Origin of the sequence: Alistipes sp. D31t1_170403_E11, from assembly GCF_015553985.1 — a bacterium.
In the GTDB taxonomy this organism is placed as follows: Bacteria; Bacteroidota; Bacteroidia; order Bacteroidales; family Rikenellaceae; genus Alistipes; species Alistipes montrealensis.
This window is the reverse complement of the sequence record NZ_JADNHQ010000005.1, coordinates 39,518-56,783: the sequence shown is the minus strand read 5'-3', so window position 1 is coordinate 56,783 and position 17,266 is coordinate 39,518. Positions and strand designations below refer to the sequence as shown.

At 60.5% G+C, this 17,266-nt stretch carries 13 protein-coding genes; 5 read left to right on the top strand and 8 right to left on the bottom strand.

Going from position 1 to position 17,266, the window contains the following annotated elements:
* Positions 1-8: 8 nt before the first annotated feature.
* From buk to I2E69_RS11505, 7 genes are all read right to left on the bottom strand, one after another.
* Complete coding sequence (gene buk, locus I2E69_RS11535; RefSeq protein WP_195461377.1) at positions 9-1,076, bottom strand: butyrate kinase; 1,068 nt, start codon at positions 1,074-1,076, stop codon at positions 9-11.
* A 45-nt stretch (positions 1,077-1,121) separates the two neighbouring features.
* A complete protein-coding gene (locus I2E69_RS11530; RefSeq protein WP_195461376.1) occupies positions 1,122-2,030 on the bottom strand; it encodes a phosphate acyltransferase in 909 nt (302 codons plus the stop codon).
* A gap of 175 nt (positions 2,031-2,205) precedes the next feature.
* A complete protein-coding gene (locus I2E69_RS11525; protein WP_195461375.1) occupies positions 2,206-3,408 on the bottom strand; it encodes an acetate/propionate family kinase in 1,203 nt (400 codons plus the stop codon).
* A 99-nt stretch (positions 3,409-3,507) separates the two neighbouring features.
* On the bottom strand, positions 3,508-3,879 hold the full coding sequence (crcB, locus tag I2E69_RS11520) for a fluoride efflux transporter CrcB (protein WP_195461374.1): 372 nt from the start codon (positions 3,877-3,879) through the stop codon (positions 3,508-3,510).
* Positions 3,880-4,083: 204 nt separating this feature from the next.
* Positions 4,084-5,334, bottom strand: coding sequence for a glutamate-5-semialdehyde dehydrogenase (locus I2E69_RS11515; protein WP_195461373.1), 1,251 nt, complete (start codon positions 5,332-5,334; stop codon positions 4,084-4,086).
* Between the two features lies 1 nt (position 5,335).
* Positions 5,336-6,427 carry a glutamate 5-kinase gene (proB, locus tag I2E69_RS11510; protein ID WP_195461372.1) on the bottom strand — a complete coding sequence of 364 codons (1,092 nt, stop codon included), beginning with the start codon at positions 6,425-6,427 and terminating at the stop codon, positions 5,336-5,338.
* A gap of 63 nt (positions 6,428-6,490) precedes the next feature.
* Complete coding sequence (locus I2E69_RS11505) at positions 6,491-7,165, bottom strand: response regulator transcription factor (RefSeq protein WP_195461371.1); 675 nt, start codon at positions 7,163-7,165, stop codon at positions 6,491-6,493.
* A 124-nt stretch (positions 7,166-7,289) separates the two neighbouring features.
* On the opposite strand from I2E69_RS11505, the gene I2E69_RS11500 reads away from it, so the two are divergent.
* The 5 genes from I2E69_RS11500 to I2E69_RS11480 all read left to right on the top strand — a co-directional run bounded on the left by I2E69_RS11500 (position 7,290) and on the right by I2E69_RS11480 (position 16,369).
* Entirely contained in the window at positions 7,290-9,305 is a 2,016-nt protein-coding gene (locus I2E69_RS11500) for a DEAD/DEAH box helicase (RefSeq protein ID WP_195461370.1), read from the top strand.
* 291 nt (positions 9,306-9,596) lie between these two features.
* On the top strand, positions 9,597-11,801 hold the full coding sequence (locus I2E69_RS11495; RefSeq protein WP_229095486.1) for a DUF349 domain-containing protein: 2,205 nt from the start codon (positions 9,597-9,599) through the stop codon (positions 11,799-11,801).
* A gap of 12 nt (positions 11,802-11,813) precedes the next feature.
* On the top strand, positions 11,814-13,433 hold the full coding sequence (locus I2E69_RS11490; RefSeq protein ID WP_195461369.1) for a CTP synthase: 1,620 nt from the start codon (positions 11,814-11,816) through the stop codon (positions 13,431-13,433).
* A 35-nt stretch (positions 13,434-13,468) separates the two neighbouring features.
* Entirely contained in the window at positions 13,469-15,418 is a 1,950-nt protein-coding gene (yidC, locus tag I2E69_RS11485; protein ID WP_195461368.1) for a membrane protein insertase YidC, read from the top strand.
* A gap of 96 nt (positions 15,419-15,514) precedes the next feature.
* A complete protein-coding gene (locus I2E69_RS11480; RefSeq protein WP_195461367.1) occupies positions 15,515-16,369 on the top strand; it encodes a YncE family protein in 855 nt (284 codons plus the stop codon).
* Between the two features lie 53 nt (positions 16,370-16,422).
* Here I2E69_RS11480 and I2E69_RS11475 read toward each other — a convergent pair whose 3' ends face one another.
* The gene (locus I2E69_RS11475) at positions 16,423-17,265 is read right to left on the bottom strand and encodes an alpha/beta hydrolase (protein ID WP_195461366.1); all 843 of its coding nucleotides are present in this window, start codon (positions 17,263-17,265) and stop codon (positions 16,423-16,425) included.
* Position 17,266 lies beyond the last annotated feature (1 nt).

Genomic DNA, 17,266 nt, shown 5'->3' with positions numbered 1-17,266 from the left:
ATCATTCTTTATTTGTAGACTTTCGGGGTGATGACGCCCCGGAGCACCACCAGCGCATTGATGGCCAGCGCTTCCAGTTCGTTTTCACCGGGGTAGACCGTAACCGGGGCGATGAACGAGCAGTGTTCGCGGATGTACTCCACGATGGGTTCATTGAAGGCGATGCCTCCCGTGAGGACAATGGCCTGGACGCTTCCCGAGAGGGCTGCGGCCATGGCGCCGATCTGCTTCACGACGTTGTAGCACATGGCGTCGAGGACCTTCTTGGCCCGCTGGTCGCCCTCGGCGATGCGTTCCATGACCTGAATCACGGAGTTGGTCCCCAACAAGGCTACCAGGCCGCCCTTGCTCGAAATGAATTTCAGCAGTTCCTCGCGCGTATACTGGCCCGAGAAGCAGACCTTGATCAGTTCGCTCGAAGGGATGCTTCCCGCGCGGTCGGGGGCGAAGGGGCCGTCGCCGTCGAGTGCGTTGTTGACATCGACGATGCGTCCCTGCTTGTGCGCGGCGACCGAAATGCCGCCGCCCATGTGGGCGACGATCAGGTTCGATTCCTCGTAAACCCAACCCATCCGGTCGCAGTGCAGGCGCGCCGTGGCCTTCTGGTTCAGGGCGTGGAAGACCGGTTTGCGCGGACACATGGGCATGCCCGAGATACGGGCTACGTCGTCCATCTCGTCGACCACCGGCGGATCGGCGATATACGCCTTGACGCCTGCCATGTGGGCGATCTGCGCCGCCAGGAGTCCCCCGAGGTTGCAGGCATGCTTCATCGGCGCGTTCCGCAGGTCGTAGCGCATGCGCGAATTGACTTCGTAGACGCCTGCGGGAATGGGCCGTATCAGGCCGCCGCGGCCGATTACGGCCGACAGGTCCTTGATGTCGAATGCCTGTTCGCGGAGCGCCGAGAGAATCAGTCCGCGGCGCCAGTCGAGCTGGTCGTTGACTGTCGCGAAACGGGAAATTTCCTCGGTGGAGTGACGCAGGTTCAAATCCAACAAAGGCCGCTCCTCGTCGTAGAGGGCGACCTTTGTAGACGTTGAGCCGGGATTTATTGCTAAGATTTTGTAGCCCATAGTTCTCGGTTCGTTCGTATTGGGTTAGGTCCGGATGACCGGATTTTAGTTTTTTACGGCCAGGCAGGCCAGTGCTATCGAGAATAACTTGGTTTTGCTCGTATCGCCGCGCGAGGTGAGCACGCACGGGACCTTCGTGCCCATGACCATCGCTGCCAGTTCGCCGCCGCAGAGGTGCGTGACCGACTTGAAGAAGACGTTGGCCGATTCGAGGTTGGGGAAGAGCAGGCAGTCGGGATCGCCGGCGACCGACGAACCTTTGACCTTTTTGTGCTCGGCAACCTCCTTGTAAAGCGCTACGTCCAGCGACAGGGGGCCGTCGACAACGACGTTGCCCAACTGGCCGCGGTCGGCCATCTTGGCCAGCAGCGCGCCTTCGGTCGAGGAGATCACATTGGGGAGCAACTGCTCCGAGGGGGCGATGCAGGCGATTTTCGGGGTCTTGATGCCCAGCAGGTTGGCCGTGCGGGCCAGGTAGCCGATCTGCACCATCTTCTGCTTGAAGTCGGGCAGCGGAATAACCGCCACGTCCGAGATGATCAGCAGTTTGTGGTAGCAGGGCATTTCGACGATCGAAACGTGGCTCAGGACGCCTTTCGGGGGGAACAGCCCGGCCTCCTTGTTGAGGATGCCGCGCATGTATTTGTCGGTCGAGACCAGGCCTTTCATCAGCACGTCGGCATTCCCTGAAACGACCGATGCGACGGCCTGCTGGACGCACTTCACGTCGTTCGATTCGTCGACGATGTTGAACGCTTTGATGTCGATGTCGTTTTCCTCGCAAACCTGTTTGATAACCTCTTTGTCGCCGAAGAGCGTGGGCTCCACGAGGCCCTCCTTGTAGGCTTCGTAGACTGCCTCCAGCGTATGTGAATCCTGTCCATAAGCTACGACAAGACGTTTTTTACCCCGTTTTCTCGCCTCCTCGACGATATCGGTCAAATGCTGAATCATAATGATGTTACGTTTAATTTTGTAGTTTGTTATATGTAGTGGCTGTTCGCGGTTCCGGCCGCTGTTGTCGCGGTGTTCCGTCGCGTTTGCCGGGTCGTTCCATCCACCCCTGTACACGCCTTGGCGGGAGGGATGTCTCGGAGTTGCCGGGATGCTAACGGATCGGCTGCCGGGTTTATTTTACTAAATTATAGGTATCCGTGGCGATCACGAGTTCCTCGTTGGTGGCGATGGTCGCTACCTTGACCTTCGAATCGGGAGCCGAGAGGATTTTGTTGATGCCGCGGGCGCCCTTGTTGGCTGCGGGGTCGAACTCGACGCCCATGAACTCCAGTCCGGTGCAGACCGTTTCGCGCATCTCGCACGAATTCTCACCCACGCCGCCCGTGAAAATGATCATGTCGACGCCGCCCATCTCGGCGGCATATTCGCCGATGAACTTGCGGATGCGTCCGTAGTACATGTCGCGGGCCAGGATTGCGCGGGGATTGCCCTCGTCGTAGGCGCGGTCGATGTCGCGCATGTCGCTCGAAATGTCCGTAAGGCCCTGTACGCCCGATTTCTTGTTCATCATCTCGTTCAGTTCGGCGTAGGTCATGCCCTCCTTTTCCCCGATGAACGTGATGGCGCTGGCATCCACCGAGCCGCAGCGCGTGCCCATCACCAGACCGTCGAGCGGCGAGAAGCCCATCGACGTATCGAACGACTTGCCGTTGAGGATGGCCGTCACCGAGCCGCCGTTACCGATGTGGCAGGTGATGATCTTCGAATTGTGGAAATCGAGCCCAGCCAGCTCTGCGCCGACCTTGGCCACGTACTTGTGGCTGGTTCCGTGGAAGCCGTACTTGCGTACGCGGTATTTCTCGTAATAGGCGTGGGGCAGGGCGTACATGTAGTTGACGGCGGGGATCGACTGGTGGAACGAGGTGTCGAATACCGTGACCTGCTTCACGCCCGGAAGTACCTTCTCGATCGAAAGCACGCCTTCGAGGTTGGCGGGGTTGTGCAGCGGGGCGATTTCGAACAGCGAGCGGATTTTCGCCTTGACATCCTCGGTGACGATGCAGCTTTCGGGGAAGAACTCGCCGCCGTGGGCGACGCGGTGGCCGACGGCTTTCACCTCTTCGAGCGATGCGATCACGCCGTGTTTTGCATTCGTAAGGGCGTCGAGGACCAGTTTGATGCCGGTCGTGTGGTCGGGAATCGGCTGGTGGAGTTCGAACGGCTCCTTGCCGACGGGTTTATGGATCAGGTCGCCTTCCGGGAGGCCGATGCGTTCTACGATGCCTTTTGCAAGCAGTTTGCTCGATGCAGCCTCCATGTCGATCACCTGATACTTGATCGAAGAAGAGCCGCAGTTCAATACCAAAATTACCATAAGTGCTATTATAAAGTTATATGTTTTTGTTCTGTTTTTTGCTTCCAACGGCGGTTGTAGCCGGTCTTCTGCGTCGTTTGCAAACCAGGCCCCATGTTTTCAGCTTTTCACCTGCGCGCCGATCCACATGCCCAGGGCGGCAAAGGCGATGCAGACCACGGCGCTCAGGGCGATGTAGGCCGTCGCAGGCCCGTAATCCCCGGCGCGGAGCAGCCGCACGGCATCGGCCGAAAAGGTCGAAAAGGTGGTGAAACCTCCGCAGAATCCTACGATAAGCAACCATCCTGCCGTTGTCGAAGTCGTGGCTTCCAGCAGGATGCCGATCAGCAGCGAGCCCGCGGCATTAACCGTGAACGTCCCGGTCGGAAAACCCAGGATCGTGTGCCCTGCAAGCAGCCAGGCGGAGAGCATATAGCGGACGATGCTTCCGGCGGCGCCTCCCAGGCCCACGGCAAAAAGTTCACGAATCATAATTTAAATATATGTATTATTTTACGGATGTGCAAATTTAAGCAAAAAATGATTACGGATCGTTCTATTTTTTACCAAAATAGGTGGAAAATTTATCCGATTCGTGCTCATAGCTGCCGTTGTGCCGTCGTCCGGGGCATGCGTCGTCTGCTTGCCCGGGGACGGGGCGGTTTGTAAATGCGGCTGAAGGCGGCGCAAACGGCGTTATGATTCCCTGACCTGTCCGTCGCCCGTGATCACGTATTTGTACGTCGTGAGTTCGGGCAGCCCCATCGGGCCGCGGGCGTGGAGTTTCTGGGTCGAGATGCCGACCTCGGCGCCGAAGCCGAATTGGCCGCCGTCGGTGAAGGCCGTCGAGACGTTGACGTAGACGCACGCCGCGTCGACGCGTTGGGTGAACTGGTCGGCGGTCCGCTCGTTTTCGGTGACGATGGCTTCGCTGTGGCGCGAGGAGTAACGGGCGATGTGGGCGAGGGCTTCGTCGAGCGACCCGACCGTGCGGACGGCCAGTTTGTAGTCGAGGAACTCGGTCCCGAAATGCTCTTCGGAGGCGGGACGCAGCAGGCATGCGGGGTAGCGGCCTTCGAGTGCGGCGTATGCCTCCGCGTCGGCGTAGACCGTGACGCGGGCGGCGGCCAGCGGGTCGCACAATGCCGCGAGGTCCGCGAGGCGGCCGCGGTGGACGACGAGACAGTCGAGGGCGTTGCAGACGCTGACGCGCCGCGTCTTGGCGTTGCAGACGACGGCACGGCCTTTCGCCAGGTCGCCGTCGAGGTCGAAATAGGTGTGGACGATACCTGCGCCGGTTTCGATGACCGGGATGCGGGCGTTCTCACGCACGAAGCGGATCAGTCCCGAGCCGCCGCGCGGAATCACCACGTCGACGTAACCCACGGCGTTGAGCAGGGCGGCGACGGCGTCGTGCCCCGCAGGCAGCAGCGTGAAAGCCGCCTGGTCGATCCCTTCGCTGAGGAGCGCTTCGCGGAGCAGGGCGGCGATGGCCTCGTTGGAATGGCGGGCGTCGCTGCCTCCCTTCAGGACGCAGGCGTTGCCCGTCTTCAGGCAGAGCGAGAAGATGTCGGCCGTGACGTTGGGCCGTGCTTCGCAGACCATGCCTACCACGCCGAACGGTACGCGGACCTTGCGCAGGGTCATGCCGTTGGGGCGGGTCCATTGGGCGAGCGTCTCGCCCTGCGGCGAGGGAAGCCCGGCGACGGATTCCATGTCGGAGGCGATCGAGGCGATGCGTTCGGGCGTCAGCCGCAGGCGGTCGCGCATGGGCGAATCGGCGGCCATGGCCTCCAGGTCGAGGGCGTTGGCCGCGAGCAGTTTTCCGGTGTTTTCCCGCAGCAGAGCGGCGGCCCGGACGATTGCACGTCCGAGGCGTTGGGTGTCGGTCCGTGCAAGCTCGGTCCCGGCACGGCGGGCAGCGGCGAAGATTGTATCGTATTCCATGTTATTCCAGGTAGAGGTAATCGCAGTGAATCAGTGGTTTGAGTCCTTTTCGGCCGAGGTTGCGGCGGACTGTGGCGCTGTCGCACGAGATGCGCCCCACGCCCAGTTGCGTGCCCTCGGGCGAGAGGATGCGCACGATGTCGTCGCGTTCGAAATCGCCTTCGACGGCGGTGACGCCTACGGCGAGGATGCTCGCGGCTTTGCTCTGCGAGACGGCTGCGGCGGCTCCGGCGTCGAGGTGCAGGGCTCCTTTGGCAAAGCCTTCGCTGCTGGCGATCCATTTTTTGACGCCCGAGGCCGTGCGGGGAGCCGCTTCGAAGCGCGTACAGACGACATCGCTGCCGGTCAGCACGAGATCGGTGAGGATGTTGTCGCGGCGGCCGTTGGCGATCACCACTTCGATGCCCTCGCCCGCCACGCGGGAGGAGATGCGGCTTTTGGTCGTCATGCCCCCGCGGCCGCGCGAGGAACGAGCCGTGTCGATATACTGCGAGAGGTCGCGGCCCGGGGCGACGCGGCGGATGACCTGCGACGCAGGGTCGGACGGCGAACCGTCGTAGATACCGTCGATGTTGCTCAGGATGACGAGCGCCTCGGCGCCCATCATCGCCGCCACGAGGCCCGAAAGCTCGTCGTTGTCGGTGAACATCAGTTCCGTGACGGAGATCGTGTCGTTTTCGTTGACGATCGGGATGACGCCGGCGGCGAGCATCGCCTCCATGCAGTTGCGCTGGTTGAGGTACTGCCGCCGCGTGGAGAGGCTCTCCTTGGTGGTGAGCACCTGTCCGCAGGTGATGCCGTATTCGTTGAAAAGGTCGTAGTAGCGGTTGAGCAGTTTGACCTGTCCGACGGCCGAGAAGAGCTGGCGGGCCGAAACGGTGTCGATGCGCCCGGCCCGGGCTTCGAGTACGCTGCGGCCCGAGGCCACGGCGCCCGACGAGACGAGGATGATCTCCGTGCCGGCCTGGTGCAGGCGCGCCAGTTGGTCGACGAGCGCCGAAATGCGCGTGGTGTCGGGATGGCCGTTTTCACGGGTGAGCACGTTGCTGCCGATCTTGACGACGATGCGGCGGTATTTCCGGGAATTGTTCATATGTTCTCTAACTAACCTAATCCAACTGACCTGCCGCACGATAATGCGGCGGTTTGCCCGCTTTTAAACGGGTTCGTACTTGTATCCTACGCCTTTGACCGTGACGATGCGCTCGTCGCCGATCTTCTGGCGCAGTTTGCGGATGTGCACGTCGATCGTACGGTCGCCCACGACGACCTCCGTGCCCCATATCCTGGCGTAGATCTCCTCGCGGGGAATCAGTTTCCCGGGCGACGAGTAGAGCAGGTCGAGCAGTGCGAACTCCTTGCGCGGCAGGGTGATCTCCTGCCCGTCGCGGATGACGGTATAACGCTCGCGGTCGACGGTGATACCCGGCGACGGGGCCTTTTCGGGGGCTTTGTCGGCGTCGATCCGCTTGAGGATCGCCTGTACGCGGCTCACCAGCAGTTTCATCTTGATGGGCTTGGTCAGGTAGTCGTCGGCTCCTACGCCGAAGCCCGCCAACTGCTGCCCCTCCTCGCCCAGCGCCGAGAGGAAAACCACCATCGTGTCCTTCAGGAGCGGGTTGGCGCGGATCGCACGGCAGGTCTGCGCTCCGTCCATCACCGGCATCATCATGTCCAGCAGGATCAGGTGCGGACGGCATTCGGCGGCGATCTTCAGCGCCTCGGCGCCGTTCTCGGCCGTGAAGACTTCGTAACCCTCGCGTACGAGGTTGTAGCGGACGAATTCGAGGATATCTACCTCGTCGTCGACCAGCAGGATGCGGTGGCTCATGGTGTCGGTTTTCAGTCAGGCGGCCCGTGTGTGGGCCGTGCGGCATAAGTTTTTGCGAAGATAGTGATTTTCCGGCGAATAATCCAATAAATTATCGTACCTTTGACCCTTCAATTATTCATATATGATCAACGAAGCTGATTTCAGCACCTTAGGCCTTAGCGACGAAATGCTCGCGGCCGTCCAAGCAAAAGGGTTCGAAAGCCCTACTTCCATCCAACGACTTACGATTCCCCGTCTGCTCTCGGGAGAGAACGACATCATCGCGCAATCCCAGACCGGTACGGGTAAAACGGCGGCTTTCGGGCTGCCGATACTCCAGCAGATCGAACCTTCGAAAGAGGGCGTACAGTCCATTATCCTCGTTCCGACGCGCGAACTGGCTGTGCAGGCCGCCGAGGAACTGCTCAGTTACAACCGTGAGCGGCGTCTTTCGATCACGGCCATCTACGGAGGCGCTGCGATGAGCGAACAGCTGCGCCGCCTGTCGCGGGGCGTCGACATCGTCGTCGGTACGCCGGGCCGCGTGCTGGACCATATCCGCCGCGGCACGCTTAAATTGGACAAAGTCCGGTTCCTCGTCCTGGACGAGGCCGACGAGATGCTCAACATGGGCTTCGTCGAGGATGTCGAGGAGATCATGAGCCACACGGGCGAAGACCGCCGCGTACTGCTCTTTTCGGCCACGATGCCCGAGCGGATCATCCGCCTTTCGGAGGCTTACATGCGCGACACCGAAGTGCTGCGCGTGGAGTCGCAGCACCTGATGACCGACCTCACGAATCAGATTTACTTCGAGGTGCGCGAGGCCGACAAGTTCGACGCCCTGACGCGCATCATCGACATCGAGGCCGACTTTTACGGCATCGTTTTCTGCCGTACGAAGATCGGCGTGGACGAGGTGGCGACGCGCCTGGTGGCACAGGGGTATTCGGCCGAAGGCCTGCATGGCGACGTGTCGCAGGCCCAGCGCGAGAAGATACTCCGCAAGTTCCGCGATAAAGCGGTCAACGTGCTGGTAGCCACCGATGTGGCTGCGCGCGGTATCGACGTGTCGAACCTTTCGCACGTGATCAACTACTCGCTGCCGCAGGATTCGGAGAGCTATGTGCACCGTATCGGCCGTACGGGCCGCGCGGGCAACCAGGGTACGGCCATCACCTTTATTTCGAGCGCCGAACTGCGCCGTTTCAACTGGATGATGCGCGACATCAAGGCCGACATCAAGCGCGAGACGCTGCCTTCGCCGCAGGACATCGTAGCGATGAAGCGCGCCAAGATCAAAGACGATTTGCAGGAGATTGTGACAGAAGAGGCCTACGGTGATTACGCCGACATCGCGGCCGAGCTGCTCGAAGCCTATGCGCCCGAGGTGGCGCTGGGGGCTTTGCTGCGACTGGCGTTCCGCAGTGAACTGGACCAGAGCAATTACCCTGAAATCCGTTCGTTCTCGGTCGACCGCAAGGGCAAGGCGCGGCTGTTCCTGGCCCTCGGGGGCCGAGACGGCTATACGGCCCGCAAGATCGTGGACATGCTCAAGCGCAAGTGCGGCCTGAGGGACAAGAATATCGACGATGTGCGCATCTTCGAGAACTATTCGCTGGTGAGCGTGCCGTTCAGCGACGCCGAAGCGGTCGTGGGGCAGCTCAACGCTTCGGGAGGCCGTCGGCGTATCGCCAAAATCGACGGCTCCGATTCGGAGAACGGCGGCGGAAAGCGGCGTAGTGCACCGGCAGGCGGACGGACCGGCGGCGAGGAGTCGTTCCGGAGCGAATCCGCCGGGGAGTTCCGTCCCGAAAAACGGAGCCGCAAAAAGACGGAGGAGTCCGCAGGCGCGGAGGAGTTCCGCCCCGCGAAGCGGACCCGCAAACCGGCCGCTGAAACCGCTTCCGGCGATGCCGGGGAACAGCGTCCCGTGACGCGGAGCCGGAAAAAAGCCGCGAACGACTGGAGTACACCTCCGACCGGCGGCAACGACGGGTTCGACTGGGAGGCTTTCCAGCGCTACGACGAAGCTGCGGCCTGGGAGAAACCCAAGCGCGGCGCGGGAACCAAGAGCGTTCGCCGCAGCAGCCGTCCCGTCACCACGGGCCGTCAGGCTGCGCCCAAACGCATCGCTGCAAAGGGCCGCAAGCGCTGACGGCGCTTTCCGGATAAGATAAATCCCGCGACATCCGGTGTCGCGGGATTTATTTTTACCTGGCGCGTTCCGGTCGACGGGCCGTATCGGGTTTGATGCCGTAAGCGCTGATGCAGAGCCGGAACCGGCCCGAAAAAACGCCGTCGGGACGGATCGCGGCGGTTTTCTGTTCCTGGAAGGCGGCGTTGTTGCATGTTTTGGCGAAATCTTTTCCGCGTTCCGCATAAAATGGTTATATTTGCGAGATTTATATGCCTCCGCATCTGCGGGGACTCAAAAACGTGTACTGAGATGGCTACTGAAAAACCGACACTTCCTGCTCCCGAAGAGCAAGTCAGCCCTGCGGCTGAAGATGCGCAAGCGAATCCTGCCGTGACTGCCGAAGTCCCTGAACCCGAAATGCCCGCTGCCGAAACGGCCGCAGAGGCGCCCGCCGCTGCGGAAGAACCCGTTGCGGAAGTTGCGGAAACGCCTGCCGGCGCTGAGCAGTCCGCAACCGAAACTCCTGCGGAGCGTGCCGACGAGGCTCCCGCAACGGAAGAAGCCCCTGCCGACGAGGCCGCGCCGCGCGCCAAACGTGCGCGGATCAAGCCTGCCGCCGAGCCGATAGCTTCGGAGTCGGACGAGGAGGCCGCTCCCGAGGATGTACGGGTTGATTTCGACGACGAGGACGCCGCGCTTGCGGCCCGGAACGCCGGGTTGGAGATCGAAGGCGAGACCCCCGAGGAGGAGGCTGCCGAAGAACTCGCCGGACAGTCGTCCGAAGAGGACAAGTTCGCCGGCAAAGGCAAGGAGGAATTGGTAGCCCTGTTCGCCCGGATGCTCGAAGAGCAGCCCGTGCAGTCGATCCGCCGGGATGTGGAGGCGCTGAAGATCGCCTTCTACCGCATCCGTCGCGCCGAAGTCGAGGCCGCACGCCGCCGTTTCGTCGAAGAAGGCGGCGCCGAGGAGGATTTCGCACCTTCGGTAGACGGTGCAGAGGTACAGCTCAAGGAGCAGTTCAAGGAGTACCGCCATCGCCGCGATGCGTTCATCGCCAACCTCGAAGCCGAGAAAGAGGCGAACCTCAAGGTCAAGCAGAGCATCATCGAAGAGCTCAAGGAGCTGGTCAATTCGGACGAGACACTCAACCATACGTTCAACAAATTCCGTGAACTCCAGCAGCGCTGGAAGGATACCGGCATCGTGCCGCAGCAGTATGTCAAGGATTTGTGGGAGACCTATAACCTGCATGTCGAGAATTTTTACAGCTTCATCAAGATCAACAAGGAGCTTCGCGACCTCGACCTGAAGAAAAACTACGAGCAGAAAGTCGCCCTCTGCGAGCAGGCCGAGGCGTTGGTGCTGGAGCCTTCCGTCGTCGAGGCGTTCCACAAGTTGCAGAAGCTCCACGACGAATGGCGTGAGACGGGTCCCGTAGCCAATGAATACAAGGAGGCGCTCTGGGAGCGTTTCAAGGCCGCATCGAGCCGTATCAACAAGCAGCACCAGGAGCATTTCGAAACGCTGAAGGGCGAGCAGGTGAAGAACCTCGAACTCAAGACCGAGCTGTGCGCCGCGACGGAGGAGCTCTCCTCCCAGCCGTTGACCACGCGCAAGGAGTGGAACCGCGCGAGCGACCGCCTGCTGGAGATTCAGAAGACCTGGAAGACCATCGGCTTTGCACCGAAGAAAGACAACAACCGCATCTACGAGCGTTTCCGCACGGCGTGCGACCGCTTCTTCGAAGCCAAGCGGCAGTTCTATGCCGGGATGAAGACCGAAATGGAACACAACCTTCAGCTGAAGACGGAGATTTGCGAGGCCGCCGAGTCGCTGATGAACAGCGAGGAGTGGAAGAAGACCACCGACGAACTGATTGCCCTGCAGGCACGCTGGAAGCAGATCGGAGCCGTATCGCGGCGTCATTCGGATGCTGTCTGGAAACGGTTCCGTGCTGCCTGCGACAAGTTCTTCGAGCGCAAGGGGGCGCATTTTGCGAGCGTCGACGGCGAACACGAGGAGAACCTGCAGAAGAAACTCGCCCTGCTGGCCGAAATGGCCGAGGCCGATGTGAAAGCCGGCGGTTACGAGGTGATCCGCGAATTCCAGCGCCGCTGGGGCGAGATCGGGTTCGTGCCCATCAAGCAGAAGGACGCCATTCAGAAAAAATACAAGGCCGCGGTGGACGCACTGTTCAACACGTTGCGCGGCTCGGAGCGCGACCGCTCGATGGGACGTTTCCGCGAGAAGGTCTCGACGTTCAAGGCCGCGGGCGACCGTCGCCTGCGTTCGGAGCGCGAACGGCTCTACAATAAGGTACGCCAACTGGAACAGGAGATCGGCCTCTTGGAGAACAACATCGGGTTCTTTGCCAAGTCGAAGAACGCCGAAGCGCTGGTCGCCGACGTGCGTGCGAAGATCGAGCGTGCCCGCGAGGAGATGACCGCCACGATCGAGAAGGTGAAGCTGATCGACAAGCAGGACCAGGAAGAACAGAACAACGAAAATAAATAGTATACGACAGTAATGAAACTTTCCAAACCCAAGTACATCTTCGTAACGGGCGGTGTGGCATCGTCGCTCGGCAAGGGTATCATTTCGGCCTCGATCGCGCGTTTGTTGCAGGCCCGCGGCTACTCGGTGACCATTCAGAAGCTCGATCCCTACATCAACGTCGATCCCGGGACGCTCAACCCCTATGAGCACGGCGAATGCTACGTCACCGAAGACGGAGCCGAAACGGACCTCGACCTGGGGCACTACGAGCGCTTTACGAACCAGCCCACGTCGAAGGCCAACAACGTCACGACGGGGCGTATCTACAAGAGCGTCATCGAGAAGGAGCGCAAGGGCGAGTACCTGGGTAAGACCGTACAGGTCATTCCCCACATCACCGACGAGATCAAGCGGCGCATCCAGTTGCTCGCGCAGACCAAGAAATACGACGTAATCATCACCGAGATCGGCGGTACGGTGGGCGACATCGAGTCGCAGCCGTTCATCGAGTCGGTGCGCCAGTTGCGCTACTCGCTGGGTTACAAAAATACGGCGCTGGTTCACCTGACGCTGATTCCCTATATGGCCGCTTCGGGCGAGTTGAAAACCAAGCCCACGCAGCACTCGGTGAAGGCGCTGCTGGAGAACGGTCTCCAGCCCGACATCCTTGTGCTGCGCGCCGAGCATCCGCTGACGGCGGCGCTCAAGCGCAAGGTGGCGTTGTTCTGCAACGTCGACGCCAATGCCGTGATGGAGTCGATCGACGTGCCGACGATCTACGAAGTGCCGCTGAAGATGCACGAACAGCATCTGGACGAAGTGGTGCTGGACAAACTCAACCTCCCGGCCGACAAGGAGCCGGACATGACTGCATGGAGCGCATTCGTCGAGAAGGTGAAACACCCGTCGAAGAAGATCGAGATCGCGCTGGTCGGCAAGTACACCGAACTGCCCGACGCCTACAAGTCGATCTGCGAGTCGTTCATCCACGCCGGGGCGGTCAACGATTGCAAAGTCAAGCTGCGTTACGTCAATTCGGAGAAGATCACGCGGGAAAACGTGGCTGCGCACCTGGGCAAGATGGCCGGTATTCTGGTGGCCCCGGGTTTCGGCAACCGCGGCATCGAAGGCAAGATCGAGGCCGTGCGCTTCGCCCGCGAGAATAACGTGCCGTTCCTGGGCATCTGCCTGGGTATGCAGTGTGCGGTGATCGAATTCGCGCGTCACGTCCTGAACCTCGCCGATGCCAATTCGAGCGAGATGGAGCCAGCGACGGCCCATCCGGTGATCGACCTGATGGAGGAGCAGAAGGGCGTTACGGCCAAAGGCGGCACGATGCGTCTGGGCGCTTATCCCTGTGCGCTCAAAAAGGGTTCGAAAGTTGCTGCCGCTTACGGCAAACTCAACATTTCGGAGCGCCACCGCCACCGCTACGAGTTCAACAACGATTACCTGGAGCGGTTCGAGAAGGACGGCATGAAGGCTGTGGGCGTGAATCCCGACACGAACCTGGTGGAGGTCGTCGAGATTGAGAACCATCCGTGGTTCATCGGCGTGCAGTACCATCCCGAATACAAGAGCACCGTGCAGAGTCCTTCGCCGCTGTTCGTGGCCTTCGTGAAGGCTGCGCTGGAGCATGCGAAGAAGTAATATTAATCCCGTAGAGCGAAAAGAAACAACACTTAATGGATAAAAAGTCAATTATCGGCATTGCCGTCGTAGCGGTCCTTTTTCTGGGATTCGCCTACTTCAACAGCCAGCAGCAGAAAGAATATCAGGAACAAATGGCCCGTTATGAGGCCTATCAGGACTCGGTAGCGGCAGCGACGCGTCCCGCAGCGCCCGTTGTGGATTCGACGGCGGTGGCGGACGGCGGAGCGCAGGCCGAACTGGCTGCTGCCGATGCTGCGGCTGCGGTGCGCGAACGCCAGGTCGAAACGCTGGGCGAGGCGCTGACGGCGGCCCGCGAGACGGAACCCGAAGAGTTTACGGTCGAGAACGACGTGATGTCGGTGCGTTTTTCGACCCGCGGCGGCCAGATCACGGGTGTCACGCTGAAAGATTATACCAAGTACGGTCCGCGCGGCAAACGCGACCAGAAGATCGAGATGATGGACCCCGCGACGGCGCGTTTCGGGCTTTCGTTCTACCTGAAGAACGGACTGAAGAATATTCCGGTCAATACGCTGGACTATGTATTTACGGCCCAGCCTATTACGACGACGGAGGACGGCGCGGAGAGCGTCGTGATGCGTCTTCGCGTTTCGGAGGGGGCTTACCTGGAGTACCGCTACCTTATATATAATACGGAGGCTCCTGCGCGCGACTACCTCGTCAACTTCGACGTACGGCTGGTGAACATGGCTGCGGAGATGGCCAACCAGACGCAGATACAGATCGACTGGGCGAATACCACCTTCCAGAACGAGAAGGGTTTCCAGAACGAGAACATGTATACGACGCTGGCTTACCGCTTCCCGAACGAGACTTCGATCGAGGAGTTGGGCATGAGCGAGGGCGCCAAGTCGAAGAACATTTCGACGCAGGTTTCGTGGGTGGCTTTCAAGCAGCAGTTCTTCTCGTCGGTGTTCATCGCCCCGGACAATGTCTCCTACGCCAACCTTTCCTTCGATACGGCCGCTCCCGAGTCGTCGTTGCTGAAATCCTTCACGGCGCAGATGGGCGTGCCCTATACACCCCAGACCGGAGGCTATGACTTTGCCTTCTATTTCGGCCCCAACAAGTATTCGATCCTCAAGAAGGTCGACGATCCGCGCGGTGCGGAAATCCACCTGGAACGTCTCGTGCCGCTGGGCTGGGGTATTTTCGGATGGGTCAACCGCTGGTGCGTGATTCCGGTCTTCGACTTCCTGCGCAACTACATCGGCAGCTTCGGTATCATCATCTTCATCCTGGTGCTGCTCGTGAAACTGGTGATCTCGCCGCTGACGTACAAGAGTTATGTCTCGATGGCCAAAATGCGCCTGATAAAGCCGCAGGTCGACGAACTGGCGAAGAAATATCCCAAGCAGGAGGACGCCATGAAAAAGCAGCAGGCGACGATGGAGCTCTACAAGAAGGCGGGTATCAATCCGATGGGCGGCTGTATCCCGATGCTGATCCAGATGCCGATCCTGATCGCCATGTTCCGCTTCTTCCCCGCGTCGATCGAGTTGCGCGAGCAGCCGTTCCTGTGGGCCGACGACCTCTCGTCGTTCGACAGTGTGCTGAACCTGCCGTTCTCGATCCCCTTCTACGGCGACCACGTTTCGCTGTTCGCCCTGTTGATGGCGGTGTCGCTGTTCGGATACTCCTATTTCAACTACCAGCAGACGGCTTCGTCGCAGCCTCAGATGGCAGGCATGAAGTTCATGATGGTCTACATGATGCCGATCATGATGCTCTTCTGGTTCAACAGCTATTCGAGCGGTTTGTGCTATTACTACCTGCTGTCGAACCTCTTCACCATCGGGCAGACGCTCGTCATCCGCCGTATGGTCGACGACAACAAGATCCATGCGATCATGCAGGCGAATGCCGCGAAGAAATCGAAAGGCAAGAAATCGAAATTCCAACAGCGCTACGAGGAGCTGATGCGTCAGCAGGAGGCCCAGCAGCGTACGAAGAAAAAATAGGCGGTATTCCGCTTTGAACACGGGCCGGAGCGGATCCCACATAGGGGAAACTGCTCCGGCCCTGTTTTTGCCGGAGGACGTATAAACAAAATGGCTATGAAACGAGTTTTGATGTTAATGTTGGTGCTGGCGGGCGGAATGCCGCTCGCAGCGCAAACCCTGGGAACGGCGTACCGCCTTAAAGAGGTGATTCCCGTCGAGGGACGGCAGGGGATTGCCGCCGATTCGGCTTATTACTATGTGTCGGGCAGTACGGCGCTCTACAAGTATGACAAGCAGGGCCGGCTGGTGGCCCGGAACGACCGCCCGTTCGACGGGTTGCCGCTGGCTGCGAACCACATCGGCGACATCGATGTCTGGAACGGGGAGATTTACGCCGGAATCGAGACTTTCGACGACGGCCGCGGCGAGAATATCCAGGTGGCGGTCTACGACGCCAACACGCTGAAATGGAAACGCTCGATCGACTGGGAACCCGAATCGGGGCAGGTCGAAGTGTGCGGGCTGGCCGTGGACCGTGACAGCGATATGGTCTGGATGGCCGACTGGGTCGACGGGCGCTATGTTTACGGTTATGACCGGAAGACGGGCAAGTATGTCCGCAAGGTGCACCTGCGTCCCGTCCCGCAATGGCAGCAGGGCATTTTCATGGTCGACGGCCGGATGCTGATCTCTGCCGACGACGGGGATGCCGACCTCGACGAGCCGGACAACCTCTACGTTGCCGACCTGCGCGACGGAAAGTCGTATGCCACGGTGCTCCCGCTGCGTTCGATGGCCGATTTCCGCCGTGCCGGAGAGATCGAAGGACTGGCTGTCGACCCTGCGACGGACGAACTGCTGGTGCTGGCCAACCGCGGGGCGCGGATCGTGCTCGGCATGCCCCGGGGATTTTATCCGGGCTACGACGGCGAGGTCCACGAAGTCTACGTTTTCGAGAAGGTAAAATAGAAAAGGTCCCGGCAGTTCCGGGACCTTTTTTGTGGTTTGCGCGGGGCCGGCGGTTATTTGCCGAACCCGGCCGAGACGAACGTCAGCACGTCGGGTAGTACCGTCTCCCAGTAGCGCCACGTGTGGCCGCCGTCGCGCATGCGGTATTGCAGCGGGATGTTACGCTGGCGCATGAGCGAGTAGAAATCGACGTTCGATTTCCAGAGAAAATCGTCGTCGCCGCAGTCGACCCACCAGCGGACCGAACGTACGCCGTCCAACTGGTCGTCAGGCATGTTGCGCAGCATCGCGACGGGGGAGTTGTCGGCGACGGATTTCTGGAACGCATTGTCGTAGTTGCGCGCGCTGGGGAACGTGTCCAGCAGGCCGCTCATCGGGCAGGCCGAACTGAAAACTCCGGGGTGGCGCAGGGCGTAGGCCGCCGTTCCGCCGCCGCCCATCGAGAGGCCCGAAATGGCGCGGTGCTGCTTGTCGGCTGTGATACGGTACTTCGATTCGACGGCAGGCAGGAATTCCTCGAAAAAGAACTGTTCGTAGTTCCAGCCCGGAACGTCGAAGTATCCCATGTGTTTGCCCTTGTAGTCCTCGCCTTCGCCGGTGGCGTCGGGCATGACGACGATCATCGGCCGGGCCATCCCCGAGGCGATCGTTTCGTCGGTGATGCGGCGCATGTAGCCTTTCCGGGTCCAGTCGGTGTGGCAGCCTCCGGCGCCGTGGAGCAGGTAGAGCACGGGGTAGGACTCCTGCGAGCGGTCGTAGCCGTCGGGCAGGTAGACCGTGCAGCTCTTTTCGGTTCCGAGGATTTTGCTCGGGAACGTGTAGACTTCGGTGCGGCTCTGTGCCCCGGCCGCGAAGACAAGGGGGAGCGCAAAGAGGGTGGCGAGCAGTTTTTTCATG